Origin of the sequence: Brevundimonas sp., assembly GCF_031082345.1 — a bacterium.
GTDB lineage: Bacteria > Pseudomonadota > Alphaproteobacteria > Caulobacterales > Caulobacteraceae > Brevundimonas.
Window position 1 is genome coordinate 1 of sequence record NZ_JAVHLH010000038.1, and the last position, 15,813, is coordinate 15,813.

The 15,813-nt window shown below is 70.6% G+C and carries 16 protein-coding genes and 2 pseudogenes; 13 read left to right on the forward strand and 5 right to left on the reverse strand.

Annotated features, from left to right (window positions below; genetic code table 11):
* Positions 1–233 (reverse strand): annotated as a pseudogene (locus RDU12_RS04195) (SAM-dependent methyltransferase); the annotation flags it as partial.
* Here RDU12_RS04195 and RDU12_RS04200 point away from each other — a divergent pair.
* The 6 genes from RDU12_RS04200 to RDU12_RS04225 are packed head-to-tail and all read left to right on the forward strand — an operon-like array spanning position 232 to position 3,923.
* Positions 232–1,038 carry a ComF family protein gene (locus RDU12_RS04200; protein WP_300289542.1) on the forward strand — a complete coding sequence of 269 codons (807 nt, stop codon included), beginning with the start codon at positions 232–234 and terminating at the stop codon, positions 1,036–1,038. The pseudogene RDU12_RS04195 and the gene RDU12_RS04200 sit on opposite strands and share 2 nt — an antisense overlap.
* Before the next feature lie 48 nt (positions 1,039–1,086).
* A complete protein-coding gene (gene grxC, locus RDU12_RS04205) occupies positions 1,087–1,344 on the forward strand; it encodes a glutaredoxin 3 (RefSeq protein ID WP_300289544.1) in 258 nt (85 codons plus the stop codon).
* Positions 1,344–2,180, forward strand: a complete 837-nt coding sequence (locus RDU12_RS04210) for a carbon-nitrogen hydrolase family protein (RefSeq protein ID WP_374990185.1) — start codon at positions 1,344–1,346, stop codon at positions 2,178–2,180. The genes grxC and RDU12_RS04210 overlap by 1 nt, the downstream gene beginning before the upstream one ends.
* Entirely contained in the window at positions 2,177–2,608 is a 432-nt protein-coding gene (locus RDU12_RS04215) for a DUF1178 family protein (protein ID WP_300289545.1), read from the forward strand. The genes RDU12_RS04210 and RDU12_RS04215 overlap by 4 nt, the downstream gene beginning before the upstream one ends.
* A 6-nt stretch (positions 2,609–2,614) precedes the next feature.
* On the forward strand, positions 2,615–3,433 hold the full coding sequence (locus RDU12_RS04220; protein WP_300289546.1) for a helix-turn-helix domain-containing protein: 819 nt from the start codon (positions 2,615–2,617) through the stop codon (positions 3,431–3,433).
* 31 nt (positions 3,434–3,464) lie between these two features.
* Positions 3,465–3,923 (forward strand): DUF6265 family protein, encoded by a 459-nt coding sequence (locus tag RDU12_RS04225; RefSeq protein ID WP_300289547.1) that lies wholly within the window; start codon positions 3,465–3,467, stop codon positions 3,921–3,923.
* Between the two features lie 16 nt (positions 3,924–3,939).
* On the opposite strand, the gene RDU12_RS04230 is transcribed toward RDU12_RS04225, so the two are convergent.
* Both RDU12_RS04230 and ubiG read right to left on the reverse strand, forming a co-directional pair.
* Entirely contained in the window at positions 3,940–4,167 is a 228-nt protein-coding gene (locus tag RDU12_RS04230) for a hypothetical protein (protein WP_300289548.1), read from the reverse strand.
* Positions 4,168–4,371: 204 nt separating this feature from the next.
* Positions 4,372–5,121, reverse strand: coding sequence for a bifunctional 2-polyprenyl-6-hydroxyphenol methylase/3-demethylubiquinol 3-O-methyltransferase UbiG (gene ubiG / locus RDU12_RS04235; RefSeq protein ID WP_300289549.1), 750 nt, complete (start codon positions 5,119–5,121; stop codon positions 4,372–4,374).
* A gap of 109 nt (positions 5,122–5,230) precedes the next feature.
* On the opposite strand from ubiG, the gene RDU12_RS04240 reads away from it, so the two are divergent.
* The 5 genes from RDU12_RS04240 (at position 5,231) to RDU12_RS04260 (ending at position 11,913) form a co-directional block, all read left to right on the forward strand.
* Entirely contained in the window at positions 5,231–6,505 is a 1,275-nt protein-coding gene (locus tag RDU12_RS04240; protein WP_300289557.1) for an aspartate kinase, read from the forward strand.
* 113 nt (positions 6,506–6,618) lie between these two features.
* Positions 6,619–8,823 (forward strand): phosphoenolpyruvate--protein phosphotransferase, encoded by a 2,205-nt coding sequence (gene ptsP / locus RDU12_RS04245; protein WP_374990186.1) that lies wholly within the window; start codon positions 6,619–6,621, stop codon positions 8,821–8,823.
* A 161-nt stretch (positions 8,824–8,984) separates the two neighbouring features.
* Entirely contained in the window at positions 8,985–10,118 is a 1,134-nt protein-coding gene (locus tag RDU12_RS04250; RefSeq protein ID WP_300289552.1) for a RodZ family helix-turn-helix domain-containing protein, read from the forward strand.
* 56 nt (positions 10,119–10,174) lie between these two features.
* The gene (gene ispG, locus RDU12_RS04255) at positions 10,175–11,314 is read left to right on the forward strand and encodes a flavodoxin-dependent (E)-4-hydroxy-3-methylbut-2-enyl-diphosphate synthase (protein ID WP_300289558.1); all 1,140 of its coding nucleotides are present in this window, start codon (positions 10,175–10,177) and stop codon (positions 11,312–11,314) included.
* Complete coding sequence (locus RDU12_RS04260) at positions 11,311–11,913, forward strand: glutathione S-transferase family protein (RefSeq protein ID WP_300289553.1); 603 nt, start codon at positions 11,311–11,313, stop codon at positions 11,911–11,913. The genes ispG and RDU12_RS04260 overlap by 4 nt, the downstream gene beginning before the upstream one ends.
* On the opposite strand, the gene RDU12_RS04265 is transcribed toward RDU12_RS04260, so the two are convergent.
* Positions 11,910–12,686, reverse strand: coding sequence for a sulfite exporter TauE/SafE family protein (locus RDU12_RS04265; protein ID WP_300289554.1), 777 nt, complete (start codon positions 12,684–12,686; stop codon positions 11,910–11,912). The genes RDU12_RS04260 and RDU12_RS04265 overlap by 4 nt on opposite strands.
* A gap of 138 nt (positions 12,687–12,824) precedes the next feature.
* Here RDU12_RS04265 and prfA point away from each other — a divergent pair, with 138 nt between their 5' ends.
* Together prfA and RDU12_RS04275 are read left to right on the forward strand one after the other, a co-directional pair.
* Entirely contained in the window at positions 12,825–13,892 is a 1,068-nt protein-coding gene (prfA, locus tag RDU12_RS04270) for a peptide chain release factor 1 (RefSeq protein ID WP_308684147.1), read from the forward strand.
* Positions 13,893–13,988: 96 nt separating this feature from the next.
* Positions 13,989–15,392, forward strand: coding sequence for a serine hydrolase (locus RDU12_RS04275; protein WP_300292830.1), 1,404 nt, complete (start codon positions 13,989–13,991; stop codon positions 15,390–15,392).
* Here the strand turns inward: RDU12_RS04275 and RDU12_RS04280 are convergent.
* A pseudogene (locus RDU12_RS04280) lies at positions 15,389–15,813 on the reverse strand (DNA replication and repair protein RecF); the annotation flags it as partial. The gene RDU12_RS04275 and the pseudogene RDU12_RS04280 sit on opposite strands and share 4 nt — an antisense overlap.

The following is a 15,813-nucleotide window of genomic DNA, read 5'->3' on the forward strand; positions in this document are numbered from 1 at the left end:
ACACGGCCCGCGGCCGCGCTGTCGGCCAGCAGCCGGGCGAACGGACCCGGCCGCGCCGACAGGTCGACGACGTCCGGAAAGTCGCGCAGGATGACCTCCAGGCTGTTCACCGCATTCTCGGCGGCCCGCACGTGCAGGAAGTCCGCGGCGGCGAACGCCTTCGCGCCCCGCGCCAGTTTCGCCGCGCGGCGTCGGCTGTCGAAGATCTCGGGGGGACCGGGGGAGGCGCTCATGGTGCATCAGGATGGGGGTTGGCGCGAGCGATTGGAAGCGGGGCGATCGCAGGTCGCGCTGGGCCTGCGCGCCCTGGGGCGGGGCGCCGCCGATCTGCTGATGCCGCCGCTGGCCCATGACAGCCCCGAGGCGACGGCGTCGGCGGGGCTGACCCCGGACGCCTGGACGCGGGTGGTCTTTCTCGAGGACCCTGTCTGCGACGGTTGCGGGGCGGCTTTCGAAATGGACGGCGGGGTCTTCGCCTCCCCGCGCTGCGCCGCCTGTCTGGCCCAGCCCTACGCCTTCAGCCGGGCGAGGGCCGCCTGCGTCTATGACGAGGCGTCGCGCGGGCTGATCCTGAAGTTCAAGCACGGCGACCATCAGCCGTTCGCGCCGCTGTTCGCCCGCTGGCTGAGCCGGTCGGCCGCGCCGCTGCTGGACGAGGCGGACGCGGTGGTTCCGGTGCCGCTGCACCGGCTCCGGCTGTTGTCGCGCCGGTTCAACCAGGCGGCCGAGATCGCCCGACCCCTGGCCCGGAGCGCGGGGCTGGACTATCTGCCCGACGCCCTGATCCGCCAGACCCACACCACGACCCAGGGCGGCAAGTCGGCGCGCGGGCGGCGGCTGAACGTCAGGAAGGCCTTCGCCGTCACGGAATCCGGGCGTCGGCGGATCAAGGGCCGCCGCATCCTTCTGGTCGACGATGTGTTGACGACGGGCGCCACCGCCGAGGCCTGCGCCTGCGCGTTGATCGAGGCCGGCGCCCGCGCCGTCGATCTGGCGGTCATCGCCCGGGTGCGAACGGCGCGGGAAATGCCTACATGACCCTTGCCCCGGCGCGCGCCCGGGGAGCGTTTTTATCCGGAGACCCCTTTGGCCGACGTCATCATCTACACCAAACCCGGTTGCGGCTACTGCCACGCCGCCAAGGCCCTGCTCGACGGCAAGGGCGCCGACTACACCGAGATCGTCGCCTCCCACGATCCGGCGAAGAAGCAGGAGATGATCCAGCGCTCCGGCGGCCGCATGACCTTCCCGCAGATCTTCATCGGCGGAAAGCACGTGGGCGGCTCGGACGAGCTGCACGCGCTTGACCGCAAGGGCGGGCTGGACGCAATGCTCGAGGCCTGATGGCAACGCTTCCGATCGCCCTGGTCCAGACCCGAACCCCCGCCGGCCCGGACGCCGCCTTCGCCCATGTCGAGCCGCTGGTGCGCGAGGCGGCGGCGGGCGGCGCGAAACTGATCCTCACGCCGGAGGCGACCAATTTCCTGATCCAGGGCCGGGCGGCCCGTGACGCCGTGCTGGAGACCCAGGACCGCGACGCGGTGGTCGGCAAGCTGCGCGATCTGGCCCGGGAACTCGGCGTCTGGCTGCTGATCGGTTCGGCCATCGTCCGGTCCGGCCACGACGGCGACGACAGGGCGGCCAATCGTTCGCTGCTGATCGACGACAAGGGCGGCGTGGCGGCGACCTATGACAAGCTGCATGTCTACGATGTCGATCTGCCGACCGGCGAGCGCTGGCGCGAGAGCGCCTCGGTGCGGCCGGGCGACGCCGCCGTGGTCGCCGACACGCCGTGGGGCAGGCTGGGCCTGACGATCTGCTACGATATCCGCTTTCCCCAGCTGCACCGGGCCCTGGCCAGGGCCGGGGCGGTGATGATCGCCGTGCCGGCCGCCTTCACCGTGCCGACCGGCGAGGCCCATTGGGAGACCCTGCTGCGCGCCCGGGCGATCGAGACCGGCTGCTACATCCTCGCGCCGGCCCAGGGGGGCGCGCATGAGGACGGCCGCCGGACCTGGGGCCGCTCGACCGTGGTCGGCCCCTGGGGCGAGGTGATCGCGAAGCTGGACCATGACGAGCCGGGCGTGCTGTTCGCCAATCTGGATTTCGAGGCGGTGAAGCGAGCCCGCAATGCGGTGCCGCAGCTGACGCACGACCGCGCGTTCGGGCCGCCGTCATGATCCGCTATGCGCTCCAGTGCGACGGCGGCCATGGCTTCGAGGCGTGGTTCGGCGCGTCGGCGGACTATGACGACCAGGCCGCCCGGGGGCTGGTCGAATGCCCCATCTGCGGCTCGCATGGCGTCAGCAAACAGATCATGGCGCCGGCCGTGACCGGGACGCGCAAGGTCGCCGCGGGCCCGGATCTCGCGAAGATGCAGGGCATGATGATGCAGGTCGCCCGCGAGGTCCGCAGCCACGTCGAGCAGAATTTCGACTACGTCGGCGACGCCTTCGCCCGCGAGGCGCGCGACATTCACGAAGGCCGCTCGGAAAAGCGCGAGATCTACGGCGAAGCTACGCCGGAGGAGGTCCGCAAGCTCAGGGAGGACGGCGTGCCCTGCGCGCCCCTGCCGCCGGCGCCGCCCGATCCCTCCAGGCTGAACTGAGCGCCGATGCCCGGGGAGGGGGAGCGCTACGAAGAGTTCGAGCCGCCGGCGTCGCTGTGTCCCTTCGTGCGCGTGATCTGGACCTATTCGGCGCCGGCGCCGGAACCGACCGTGCAGCGGATCGCGCCGGACGGCTGTCCCGAACTCGTCGTCGACATCGGCGCGCCCTACGAGGAGCAGGGGCCCGACGGCGTCTTCCGGCTCCAGCCGCGCGCGCTGTTCGCCGGCCAGATGACGCGGCCGCTGGCGCTGAGGCCGGTCGGACCCGTCGAGCTGGTGGCGGTGCGGTTCGAGCCCGACGGCGCGCGCGACTGGCTGGGCCTGCCGCTGGTTCAGGCGACGGATCGCCGGCTCGACATGGTCGAGCGACTGGCGGCGGTACGGCCGCCCGCCGGCGATCCGGCCGGGCAGGTCGAGGTCATGGCGCGGTGGCTGGAAGATCAGCGTCGCGCAGCCGACTGGTCTCTCGACCCGGCGGTGCGTGCCGAGATCGAGGCCCTTGAACAGGATCGGCCCTCGCCGCCGCGCTCGACGACAGAGCATCGCGCCCTGCAGCGCCGCTTCCGCGACCGGGTCGGCGCGCCGCCGCGCCTGCTGCGCTCGATCCTGAGGTTCCGTCGGGTCTTCGACCACGCGGCCGGCCCGGACGCCGCAGGCTGGCTGGAGGCGGGGCTGGGAGCGGGGTATTTCGATCAGCCGCAGATGGCCCGGGATTTCCGGCGCTTCCTTGGTTGCACGGCGACCGAATGGGCCCGGGAGCAGGTCGGGCTGGCCCGGGTGATCGCGTCGCAATCCTACAAGCCGGGGCCGCTGTCCCCGCACTAGGGTCCGGTCATCAACCAGAGGGGATTGACCGATGCCGACCGCCGCCGTTCTCGCCGCCATCGTGATCCAGGCCGCGCCCCCGCCGACCCCGGACATGTCGTGGATGGCCGGGTACTGGCTCGACTGTTCCGGGGGGCGCGAGGTCTCGGAAACCTGGAGCGACCCGCGCGGGGGCCTGAGCGTCGGCCATGCGGTGACGGCGACCGCGCGCGGCGTTTCGTTCGAGGTCTCGCACATCGGGCCGACGCCGCAGGGCTTCGCCTATGTCGCCCAGCCGGGCGGGGCCCCGCCCACCGTCTTCGTCCTGGTCGAGGGCGGCCCGACCCGGGCGGTGTTCGCCAATGCGGAAAACGACTTCCCGACCCGGGTCATCTACGAACGCGACGGCGACGCCCTGAAGGCCCGGATCGAGGGTGAGATCGACGGTCAGGCGCGCAGCATGGCGTGGAATTTCAGCGCGGCCCCGCTGAACGCCCGCTGCCCCGCCTGAACCGCCGGCGGGAGCTCTAGTGTTCGCCGCGGGTCCAGCCCTTCTCGGCCATGCAGGCGGCGAAGGCGTCGCTGTGTTCGTTGCGGCCGGTGCGGGCGCGGCAATCCTCGCGGGCGGCGTCGAACGGCTGGGCGTTCTGGCCGTGCCAGCCGACGTGATCGTCGCCGCCGGCGTCGATGACGGTGACGCAGGCCGAGGTCATCAGGGCGGCGGACAAGGCGGAGAGGACGAGAATGCGTTTCATGGAACAGCTCCTGGGATGGGGAGGTGGAAGGAAGGGCTCCTCATCTCACCGTGAAGCTTCGCTGTCCCGTTACAACGCCGTCAGGTCGATGAATGCTGGATGAACCGCGGTCGGTCAGTTCCCGGCCATTTCGACCATGAGAAATGCGACGATTTCGACGAGATCGGCCATGAAGTTTTATGCCGTATAGGGAAGCGTCAACTGTCAGTCCCGCGTGGCGACCATCATGTAGTTGATGCCGGCGTCGTCGCTTTCGCTCCACCGGTCGGTGAGCGGATTGTAGACGAGGCCGAAGGGCCCGCTGACCGCCACCGGCTCTTCGGACAGCATCAGCCGGATCTCGTCGGGCTTGAGGAACTGGCGCCAGTCGTGCGTTCCGGCCGGCACCCAGCGCAGCACATATTCCGCCGCGACCTTGCCCAGGGCGAGGGACTTCAGGGTGCGGTTCAGGGTGGCGACGATCATCATCCCCCCGGGCTTCACCAGACGGGCGCAGCTGCGCACGAAGGCCTCCGGATCGGCGACGTGCTCGATCACCTCCAGGGTCAGCACCACATCGAACGGGCCGGCTCCTTCGGCCTCGAGCTGCTCGACGGTGGCGGCGCGGTAGCCGATGTCGAGACCCTGCTGTTCGGCGTGGACGCGGGCCGTGCCGATGTTCTCGGCCGAGGCGTCGATCGCCGTCACCTCGAACCCCAGCCGCCGCATCGGTTCGGCGATCAGGCCGCCGCCGCAGCCGACGTCGAGCAGGCTCAGCCCGGCGAACGGCTCGCGCCTCCGGACGTCCCGGCCGAAGCGTTCGGCGGCGCGATCGCGGACGAAGGCGAGACGGGCGGGATTGAATCTGTGCAGCGGCGCGAAGGGTCCGCGCGCGTCCCACCATTCGGCCGCCTGGGCCGAGAACCGGGCAACGTCGGCGGGATCGATCGAAGGGCCTGCGGCGCGGTCGTCCATATCCCCGCCGCTTTGGGGTTTGCGCGCCGATACCGTGCCGTTAGAAGCGACCATGGGCCGAGGGATGAACCCGCGCGGCCCTCCACGCAAGATGGGGCGATACGCCACGATGACGCGGCCGGCGACAACGCGACTGGTGATGAAGTTCGGCGGCACCTCGATGGGCGACCTCGAGCGCATCCGCCGGGCGGCGCGTATCGTGGCGGCGGAGGCGGCGAGCGGCAAGAAGGTGGCGGTGGTCGTCTCGGCCATGGCCGGCAAGACCAACGAACTGGTCGCCTGGACGGACGGCGCCGGCCGCCCCGGCCCCGGCGTCGAACTGTCGGACGACGAATATGACGTCGTCGTCGCCTCGGGCGAGCAGGTGACGTCAGGCCTGCTGGCGCTGACCCTGCGCAACATGGGCCTGAACGCGCGCAGCTGGATGGGCTGGCAGATTCCGATCCTGACCGATGACGCCCACGGCCGGGCCCGCATCGAGGACGTGCCGGGCGAGGTGCTGGGCGCGGCGATGGACAAGGGCGAGATTGCCGTGGTGCCGGGTTTCCAGGGCGTCACCCGCGACGGCCGCATCACCACCCTGGGCCGGGGCGGATCCGACACCTCGGCGGTCGCCGTCGCGGCGGCGCTGGGCTGCCCGTGCGATATCTACACCGACGTGGACGGCGTCTATACGACCGACCCGCGCATCGAATCCCGGGCGCGTCGCCTCGAAAAGGTCTCCTATGAGGAGATGCTGGAGATGGCCTCGCTCGGGGCCAAGGTGCTGCAGACCCGCTCGGTCGAGCTGGCCATGGCGAAACGGGTCCCCGTGCGCGTCCTGTCCAGCTTCATCGAACCCGACGAGAACGGTCTTCTGCCCGCCAAGTCCGGCACCCTGATCTGCGACGAGGAGGAAATCGTGGAAAAACGCATCGTATCCGGCGTGACCATGAGCCGCGACGAGGCCCGCATCACCCTTCTGGGGCTGTCCGACCGGGTCGAGGCGCCGGCGGACGTCTTCACCCGACTGGCCGAGGCCAACGTCAACGTCGACATGATCGTGCAGAGCCAGGCCCGCAGCGAGGGGGCGGTCAACCTGACCTTCACCACCGGCCGGCGCGACGCCCAGCGGGCGGCCGAGCTGATGCGCGCGGCGCAGGGCGAGATCGGCTTCGAGGAACTGCGCGTCGATGAGGATGTGGCCAAGGTCTCGGTCGTGGGCGTGGGCATGCGCAGCCACGCCGGCGTGGCCCAGACCATGTTCCGGGCCCTGGCCGACAAGGGCGTGAAATTCCAGGCCATCTCGACCTCGGAGATCAAGATCAGCGTATTGATCGACGCGGCCTATGCGGAATTGGCCGTTCGTGCGCTTCATTCGGCCTACGGTCTGGAAACGGTCTAGAAGCGAAGCTTGGCGGCGCCCATCTGCGCGTTGCATCTGTTGGAGGAGCCATGCCGGTGGGCGGATTGACGACGAGGGGGCCGCGGAGCCTTCTTCGCCAGATCCGCGAGGCTATGGCGGGGGCGGCGCCGGCGCAGCAGCGCCTCGACGAGGTCGTGCGCATCATCGCCCAGTCGATGGTGGCCGAGGTCTGTTCGATCTATCTGCGCCGCGCCTCTGGCGAGCTGGAGCTGTTCGCCACCCAGGGCCTGAAACCCGAGGCCGTGCACAACACCCGTCTGCGGCCCGGCGAGGGCCTGGTCGGCGAGGTGGCGCGGATGGCCGAGCCGATCAGCCTGTCCGACGCCCCATCGCACCCCAGCTTCGCCTATCGCCCCGAAACGGGCGAGGATCCCTATCACGCCTTCCTCGGCGCCCCCCTGCTGCGCGGCGGCCGGGCCATCGGGGTGCTGGTCGTCCAGAACCGCTCCGAGCGGCGCTACGACGAGGAAGAGGTCGAGGACATCCAGACCATCGCCATGGTGCTGGCCGAGACCGTCGCCTCGGGCGAATTGCTGGCGCAGGACGAGCTTCGCGACATCGAGGTGGCGCCGCACCGGCCGGAGCGACTGAAGGGGCAGAGGTTCGCCGAGGGTCTGGCCTACGGCCACGTCGTGCTGCACGAGGCCCCGGTGCCGCCGGAGAACCTGCTGGCCGAGGACCAGCAGGTCGAGGAAATCCGGCTGCGCGAGGCCCTGATCGGGCTCAAGGCGAACATCGATTCCATGCTCGAGGGCGGGCCGGGCAAGCTGCAGGGCCAGTCGTTCGAGGTGCTGGAAACCTACCGGATGTTCGCCGACGACCGGGGCTGGAACCGGTCGCTGGAAGAGGCGGTGCGAACCGGCCTGACCGCCGAGGCCGCCGTCGACCGGGTCCGGAACGAACACCGCGCCCGCTTCGCCACCGCGCGCGACCCCTATATCCGCGAGCGGCTGCACGATTTCGAGGACCTGGCCAACCGGCTGTTGCGGGTGCTGGCCGGGGACCGGCCGGGCGAACGCGACCTGCCCGACGACGCCATCCTGGTGGCCCGCAACCTGGGGCCGGCCGACCTGCTGGAGTATCCGCGGCACAAGATCCGGGGGCTGCTGCTCGAGGAGGGATCGGCCGCCAGCCATGCCTCCATCGTCGCCCGGGCGCTGCAGATTCCCTGCGTCGGCCGCCTGATGGGATTGCGCGACCGACTCTCGGAGGGCGATCTGGTCATCGTCGACGGCGAGAGCGGCGAGACCTATCTGCGTCCGCGGCCCGACATGCTGTCCGCCGTCCAGTCGCGCATGCTGGTCCGCAGCGAGCGCCAGGCCGAATTCGCCAAGTTGCGCGACGTCGCCGCCGTCACCCTCGACGGGACCCGGATCACCGTGCTCGCCAACGCCGGCCTGGCCGTCGATCTGGAGAATCTCGACGCGACCGGGGCCGAAGGGATCGGGCTGTTTCGCACCGAATTCCCGTTCATGGTGTCAGAGGAACTGCCGCGGCTCGACAGCCAGACCGCCCTGTACAAGCTGGTGCTGGATACGGCGGGCGCCCGGCCCGTCACCTTCCGGACCCTCGACATCGGCGGCGACAAGGTCCTGCCCTACCTTGAGACCGAGCGGGAGGAGAATCCGGCCATGGGGCGACGGGCGATCCGCCTCGGCCTCGACCGACCCGGCCTGCTGCGGCTCCAGCTGAGGGCGCTGCTGACCGCCGCCGCCGGGCGCGAGCTGCGGGTGATGTTCCCGATGATCGCCACGGTCGACGAGTTCCGCGCCGCCCGCGAGCTGGTCGATGTCGAATGCGCCTGGGCCCGGCGGCGTGGGCGGGCGCTTCCAGCCCTGCTGCGGGTCGGGGCCATGATCGAGTGCCCGTCGCTGCTGTGGCACCTCGACGCCCTGCTGCCGCTGACCGACTTCGTCTCGGTCGGCACCAATGACCTGTTCCAGTACATGTTCGCCGCGGACCGGACCAATCCGCTGGTGTCCGACCGCTACGATCCGCTGTCGCCGCCCCTGCTCAGGGCCTTGGCCGAGATCCAGAAAAAGTGCGCCGACACCGGGACTCCGGTCTCGGTGTGCGGCGAGCTGGCGGGGCGGCCGCTGGAGGCCTTCGCCTTGCTGACGCTGGGCTACACCCGTTTGTCGGCCCCCGCCGGCGGGGTCGGCCCGGTCAAGCGGATGATCCTGTCGGCCGATCTGCCGGCGGCCCGGCGCGGCATGGCCAATCTGCTCGGTTCGTCGTCAGGCTCGATCCGGGGCGAACTGGAATCGCTGGCCCGGAAATTGAACATCACGATCTGAAACGTTCCGGCCAAACGCGCCGGTACGGCTAACAAATCGTTGATCGGCCAGCTCAAATGAGTTATCCACAAGGCTTAACCGGGCGGTCTGCGGGGGCGGACCCGATCTGTCATCCCGATATGGTACAGGCCCCTGGTTCGAGTAGGGCGCGTGAGGATTGCTTGCGTGCGCCGAGTGTGGGGTCAGGCCTGATGGCGCTGGATACGGGGAATAACCCCGAAGAGTTTCGGGACCATCCCGACTGGAAGGATGTCGTTCCTTCCGTCACGGACGCGCCGACTCTGGGCGACGGCCTGCGCATCGCCAGAACCCATTCCGGCCGCTCGCTGGCCGAGCTTTCCAGCATCACCCGGGTGCCGGCGCGCTATCTGACGGCGCTGGAACAGAACGATTTCTCGGTCCTGCCCAACCGCGTCTTCTCGATCGGCTACGTCCGCGCCTACGCCGGCGCGCTGGGCCTCGACGAACAGCTGGCGGTCGAGCGGTTCAAACGCGAGGCCCCGGACCCCTCGGTGCCGCTGCAGCCGCCGGTCGGCGTCGCCTTCGAAGAGGTCAAACGCTATTCGCCCCGCCTGATCGCGGCCGGTCTGGCGCTGGTCCTGGCGGTGGTCGGCTGGAACGTCTTCCAGCGCGTCAGCCTGATGCGCGCGCCGGAGCCGTCCGACATCGCCGCCGTTCCCGAAAGCTGGACGCTCGGCGCCGTGCCGGGACAGGAGCAGTTCATGCGCCTGACCGCGCCGCGCCCGGCCCCGCCGGACCAGACGGTGCCGGCGCTCTATATCACCCCGGGGCTCGAGGCCGAGCTGACGGGCATCGATCCCGCCTCGCCCGAGGGTCTGGCCGCGGCCGCCGCCGGCGCGCCCCCGGTGCAGAAGGCGTTCAACCCGCGCGGCGCCATCTACGGCGCCTCGGCCAACGCCTCGCAGGTGGTGTTGCAGGCCCGCAAGTCGGCCTATCTGATCGTGCGCATGGCGGACGGACGCGTGCTGTTCGCGCGCCAGCTGGTGGCCGGCGACGCCTGGCGGGCGCCGGTCGGGGTCGCGGCCACGGTCGAGGTGCAGGATGTGTCGGCGTTCGACGTCTATCTGAACGGCGAACACGGCGGGGCCCTCGGGGCGGCCCAGACCTCGCTGAACCAGCTGAATGCCCGGGCCCAGTCGCTGGCCCGTCAGGCCGCCGCCGAGATCACCGCGCGCACCGAGGCCGCCCGCACGGCCGCCGTCCAGGCCCGGGCCCAGGCCCAGCTGCAGGCGTCGTCCGTGCAGAATGCGGTCTCCAACGCCGCCGGAGGCTGATCCGTCGGGCTCTTGTCGTGGCCATGCCGCAATCCCGAGCCTATGTTGCCGTCGACATGAGCCTTGATCACACACACGTCCGCCCGTGGCGCCATATCGAGCGCCGCCAGAGCCGCCAGATCATGGTCGGCGCCGTCCCCGTGGGCGGCGGCGCGCCGATCACCGTCCAGTCGATGACCAATACGCCGACCTCGGACGCGGCCGCGACGATCGACCAGATCCGCCGGCTGGAAGAGGCCGGCGCCGACATCGTCCGGGTCTCCTGCCCCGACGAGGACTCGACCGCCGCCTTCCGGCAGATCGCGCGCGAGTCACGGGTCCCGCTCGTGGCCGACATCCATTTCCACTACAAGCGCGGCATCGAGGCCGCCCAGGCGGGAGCCGCCTGCCTGCGGATCAACCCCGGCAACATCGGCTCGCCCGACCGGGTGCGCGAGGTCATCCAGGCGGCCAAGGATCACGGCTGCTCGATGCGGATCGGCGTCAACGCCGGCTCGCTGGAGCGCGACCTGCTCGAAAAGTACGGCGAGCCCTGCCCGGAGGCCATGGTCGAGAGCGCGCTGAGCCACGCCCGCATCCTGCAGGACCACGACTTCCACGAATTCAAGATTTCGGTGAAGGCGTCCGATCCCTTCCTGACCGTCGCCGCCTACCAGCAGCTGGCCGAGGCCATCGACTGCCCGCTGCACCTCGGCGTCACCGAGGCAGGGCCGCTGCGGACCGGCACCATCAAGTCCGCGATCGGCATGGGGTCGATGCTGTGGGCCGGCATCGGCGACACCATCCGCGTCAGCCTCGCCGCCGACCCGGTGGAAGAGATCAAGGTCGGCTTCGACATCCTCAAGTCGCTGGGTCTGCGCCACCGCGGCGTCAACATCATCGCCTGCCCCTCGTGCGCGCGGCAGGGCTTCAACGTCATCGAGACGGTCGGCCTGCTGGAAGAGAAGCTGGCCCATGTGACCACGCCGATGTCGCTGTCGATCATCGGCTGCGTTGTCAACGGCCCGGGGGAGGCGCTCTACACCGACGTCGGCTTCACCGGCGGCGGCAAGGGCTCGGGCATGGTCTATCTGAACGGCAAGATGGCCCACAAGCTGGCCAACGAAGGCATGATCGACCACATCGTCGAACTGGTGGAAGCCAAGGCCGCCGAGCTCGATGGCGCGCGCATCGTCGCCCCGGAAGCCGCCGAATGACGATGAAACTCTACATCACCGCCCCGTCTCCCTACGCCCGCAAATGCCGGATCGTGGCGCGCGAGAAGGGACTGGCCGACCGCATCGAGGAGATCGCGGTCGATCCCTACGCCAACGCCCCCGAACTGCTGGCCTCCAATCCGCTGGTGCAGGTCCCGACCCTGATCGCCGGGGACGGCCTGCCGCTCAACGACAGCCCGGTGATCTGCGAATATCTGGATGAGCTCGGCCAAGGCCCGCGCCTGTTGCCCGAGGGCGGTCCGGAGCGGCTGCGGGTGCGGCGGCTGGAGACCCTGGGCGCCGGGGCGCTGGAGATGGGCGTCAAGCTGGTGTTGGAGAAGCGCCGGCCGGAGCACGAGCGCTCGCCGTCGTGGATCGAACGCTGGACCGGCAACATGGGCCGCGCCCTCGATGCGCTGGAGGCGGCGGCGCCCGACGCGTCCCGGCTCGACATGGGGGTGATCACGGCGGGGGTGGCCGTGACCTGGATCGCCTTCCGTCACCCGGACTACGACTGGAAGACCGGTCGTCCGGGGTTGGTCGCCCTGCAGGCGGCGCTGGAGGCGCGCCCGAGCTTCCGCGAGACGACGCCCGCCTAGGGGACGAGTCCGGCGAGCTGCAGCGCCTGATAGCCCGCCAGCAGGATGATCAGGCCGCCGACCCCGTAGGTCAGGATCCTGGCCGGCACCCGCTTGGTGATCCAGCCCGCGAACGGCGCGGCGATAAGGCCGCCGACGATCAGCCCGCCGATGGCCCAGGCGTGATGCTCCAGCGCGCCGCCGTCCCAGCGTCCGGTCAGAAGCGCGACGAGGAAGGCGCCGGAAATGGCGCTGGTGACCAGCAGTTCGGCGGAGTTGACCGTTCCGATGGCCCGGCGCGGTTCGGCCCCGGCGCCGACGAGGGTCGAGGTCACGGTCGGACCCCAGCCGCCGCCGCCGATGGCGTCGAGGAAGCCGCCGACCACGCCCAGCGGACCGCTCAGGCGGGGCGGAAACACCCGATGCCTGACGTCGTGGCCCGCCCGCCACAGCACCCAGGCGCCGATCAGCAGCAGATAGGCGAGGATGAACGGCTTGATCGTCTCGCCCGGCACGCCGGTCAGCACATAGGCCCCGATCACCCCGCCGATCACACCGCCGGCCGCCAGCGGCCAGAACAGCGACCAGAGAATGTTCCGGTGCAGGAAGTGGGACACCGCCGAGGCCCCGCCGGTGAAGATCTTGGCGACATGGACGCTGGCCGAGGCCGTGGCGGGCGGCACGCCGAACGCCAGCAGGACGGTGTTGGCGATGACGCCGTAGGCCATGCCCAACGCCCCGTCGACAATCTGGGCCAGCAGGCCGACCGCCAGGAACAGGAGGAAGGTGTCCATACGCCTCCTTCGCATCGGCGAAGCTTGCTGTCTCGATGGAAAGGCCGGGGGGCGGCATTTGGTTGCCCCGCGGTCCATCGACAGATCGCGGGCGGTCGGGCTAAGGCTCCCCTCCCATCAACCGAGGACTTCCATCCCTTGCGACTGCCCCAGGCCCGGCTCGATCAGGTGCTCGACCGCTTCCACCAGGTGGAGGCGCGCATGGGCGCGGCCAGCGACGGCCAGGAGATCGTGCGCCTGTCCAAGGAGCACGCCGAGATGAAGCCCGTCGCCGACGCCGTCATGGCGCTGGCCAGGACCCGGGCCGAGATGGCCGATCTGGAGGCCATGGCCGCCGATCCGGAGATGGCCGAGATGGCGGCGGAGGAGCTTCAGGTCCTGCGCGAGACCCTGCCCGACATGGAGCGCGACGTGGCCCTGCTGCTGGCCCCGCGCGACGCCGACGAGAACGCCTCGGCCGTTCTGGAGGTCCGCGCCGGCACCGGCGGCGACGAGGCCGCCCTGTTCGCCGGCGACCTGTTCCGCATGTATTCCCGCTACGCCCAAGGCCGCGGCTGGCGCGTCGAGATCGACAGCGCCACCGAGGGCGAGGCCGGCGGTTACAAGGAGATCATCGCCACCGTCAGCGGCGACGGCGTGTTCGGGCGGCTGAAGTTCGAAAGCGGCGTGCACCGGGTCCAGCGTGTGCCGACGACCGAGGCCGGCGGCCGCATCCACACCTCGGCCGCGACGGTCGCCGTCCTGCCCGAGGTCGAGGATGTCGAAATCGAGATCCACGACAAGGACATCCGCATCGACACCTTCCGCGCCTCCGGCTCGGGCGGCCAGCACGTCAACAAGACCGACTCCGCCGTGCGCATCACCCACATGCCCTCGGGCATCGTGGTGACCTCTTCGGAGAAGAGCCAGCACGTCAACCGCGACAAGGCGATGAAGAACCTGCGGGTCCGGCTCTACGACATGCAGCGGCAGGAGAAGGACCTGGCGCGCTCCAGCGCCCGCAAGTCGCAGGTCGGCTCCGGCGACCGCTCCGAGCGCATCCGCACCTATAACTTCCCCCAGGGCCGGGTCACCGACCACCGCATCGGCCTCACCCTGCACAGCCTGCCGCAGATCCTCGAGGGCGACCTCGACCCGATGCTCAACGCCCTGATCGCCGAGGACCAGGCCGCGCGGCTGGCGGATCTGGAAGCCGAACTGGGCTGAGGTCCGCCCGGGTCGGCCGCAAACCTTGCCAAGGTTTAACTGGCCCGCGCCCTCGCGGCGCCGTCAAGCTTGGGCGTTATCCGCCGGAGCCGCGCCATGTCTGTTCGCCGCCTGTTGCCGCCGTCCGTCTGCGCGGGGGTCCTGGCCCTGGCCCTGGCGAGCCCCGTCCTCGCCGATCCTGTCGACGATATCGTGCGGGACTATATGGAGGCCGCCCACATCCCCGGGGCCGCCGTGGCGGTGATCCAGGACGGCCGCGTGGTCAAGCTGGAGGGCTATGGCCAGGCCAACCTCGAATGGGAGGCGCCGGTCACGGCCGACACGCCGTTCCAGACCGCCTCGGCCTCGAAGGTCATCGCCGGCCTGGTCCTGATGCGGCTGGTCGAGCAGGGGACGCTGTCGCTGGACGCGCCGGTCTCGACCTTCTTCCAGGCCGCGCCCGAAACCTGGCGCGCCATCACCGTGCGGCATCTGGCCGGGCATACATCCGGCCTGGCGGAGGCGCGGGGCCTGCCCAATACGGCCACGCCCGCCGAGGTCGCGGCTGAGGCGATGAAGCTGCCGCTGGCCTATCCGACGGGGACGGAGTCCCGCTACGGCCTGACCGACTTCGTGGTCATGACGGCGATCATGGAGAAGGCCTCGGGCCTGAGCTATCCGGACCTGGTGCGGCGCGAGATCGTCGAACCGCTCGGGCTGACCCACACCGGTTTCATCATGATGCGCGAGACCGGCCCGGTCCGGGCCGCCGAGATCATGCCCGGCCGGGCGCGCGTCTACGGCTGGCGCGGCGGCGTCCAGCGCGACGAGGAGTTCATCTACCCTGTCCATGTCTATGCGGCCGGCGGCCTGTACAGCTCGGCCCGCGATCTGGCGGTGCTGATGGCGGCCCTCGAAGGCGGGCGTCTGCTGACGCCGGAGAGCTTCGCCCTGCTGACCTCGCCCGCGACGTTGAACGACGGGCGCGACGGCAGCTTCGGGGTCGGCTGGACCTTCGACCGCTACAATGGACTGGCGACGGTGGGCCACACGGGCGGACCGGCGCTGGCGGACGTGATGCATGTGCCGTCAGAGAAGCTGACGGTGATCGCCCTGACCAACCAGCGCCGCTTCTACCCCCTGCTGTCGCACGCCATCGCCGACCTGAGCCTGCCCGCGCCGCCGGAGGCCTCGGCCATCGCCGACGCCCGGCCCGAGCTGACCGCCGGTCTGCGCCGGATGCTGGAGGCCGCCGTTGCGGGTCAGGTCGACCCGGCCGCCTTCGCCGACAATGCACGTGACGGCGCGGTCGGCTTCTATCAGGATTTCGGCCAGGCGATGCTGGTCGCCGTGGGTCCGCTTCAGGCCGTGGACCTGATGGACGAACGGGCCGGGGAGCCCGGCGAACTGCGCCGCCGGTATCGGGTGCGGTTCGAGCGGCGGACGCTGGACTTCGTGGTGCGGACCGACGCGGCGGGGCTGTTCTCCGAGGTCCGCCCCCTGTCCGGCGACGACCTCTAGCCCTCGACGGTCAGCGTCCCGCCCTCGACCCGCACGAACTGCGCCCGGCCGCGCAGCGGCTCGAACAGCTCGGCCTCGGTGCCGGTCAGGAAGGCCTGCAGACCCAGCGCCTCGATCTCGTCGAACAGGGCGGCGCGGCGGCGGGTGTCGAGGTGGGCCGGGGCCTCGTCCAGCAGCAGGATCGGCGCAGCCTGCTGGCCCGACAGGCGCGCGATCTGGGCGAGGATCAGGTTCAGCACCAGCGCCTTCTGCTCGCCCGACGAGCCCTCGGCGGCGGGCCGGTTCTTCTCGCGGTGCAGGGCGGTCAGGTCCGAGCGGTGCGGGCCGTAAAGCGAACGGCCGGCGGCGGCGTCGCGGGCGCGGCTGTTCGCCATGCCCTCGCGGATCGCCCCCGCGACGGCCTCGGCGCCGGCCCCGGCGG

What these genes read in the sequence shown, in the direction of transcription:
- RDU12_RS04200 (WP_300289542.1), top strand. Translation starts at nt 232, where the DNA reads ATGGTGCATCAGGATGGGGGTTGGCGCGAGCGATTGGAAGCGGGGCGA.
- RDU12_RS04210 (WP_374990185.1), top strand. Translation starts at nt 1,344, where the DNA reads ATGGCAACGCTTCCGATCGCCCTGGTCCAGACCCGAACCCCCGCCGGC.
- RDU12_RS04215 (WP_300289545.1), top strand. Translation starts at nt 2,177, where the DNA reads ATGATCCGCTATGCGCTCCAGTGCGACGGCGGCCATGGCTTCGAGGCG.
- RDU12_RS04220 (WP_300289546.1), top strand. Translation starts at nt 2,615, where the DNA reads ATGCCCGGGGAGGGGGAGCGCTACGAAGAGTTCGAGCCGCCGGCGTCG.
- RDU12_RS04225 (WP_300289547.1), top strand. Translation starts at nt 3,465, where the DNA reads ATGCCGACCGCCGCCGTTCTCGCCGCCATCGTGATCCAGGCCGCGCCC.
- RDU12_RS04230 (WP_300289548.1), bottom strand. Translation starts at nt 4,167, where the DNA reads ATGAAACGCATTCTCGTCCTCTCCGCCTTGTCCGCCGCCCTGATGACC.
- ubiG (WP_300289549.1), bottom strand. Translation starts at nt 5,121, where the DNA reads ATGGACGACCGCGCCGCAGGCCCTTCGATCGATCCCGCCGACGTTGCC.
- RDU12_RS04240 (WP_300289557.1), top strand. Translation starts at nt 5,231, where the DNA reads ATGACGCGGCCGGCGACAACGCGACTGGTGATGAAGTTCGGCGGCACC.
- ptsP (WP_374990186.1), top strand. Translation starts at nt 6,619, where the DNA reads ATGGCGGGGGCGGCGCCGGCGCAGCAGCGCCTCGACGAGGTCGTGCGC.
- ispG (WP_300289558.1), top strand. Translation starts at nt 10,175, where the DNA reads ATGAGCCTTGATCACACACACGTCCGCCCGTGGCGCCATATCGAGCGC.
- RDU12_RS04260 (WP_300289553.1), top strand. Translation starts at nt 11,311, where the DNA reads ATGACGATGAAACTCTACATCACCGCCCCGTCTCCCTACGCCCGCAAA.
- RDU12_RS04265 (WP_300289554.1), bottom strand. Translation starts at nt 12,686, where the DNA reads ATGGACACCTTCCTCCTGTTCCTGGCGGTCGGCCTGCTGGCCCAGATT.
- RDU12_RS04275 (WP_300292830.1), top strand. Translation starts at nt 13,989, where the DNA reads ATGTCTGTTCGCCGCCTGTTGCCGCCGTCCGTCTGCGCGGGGGTCCTG.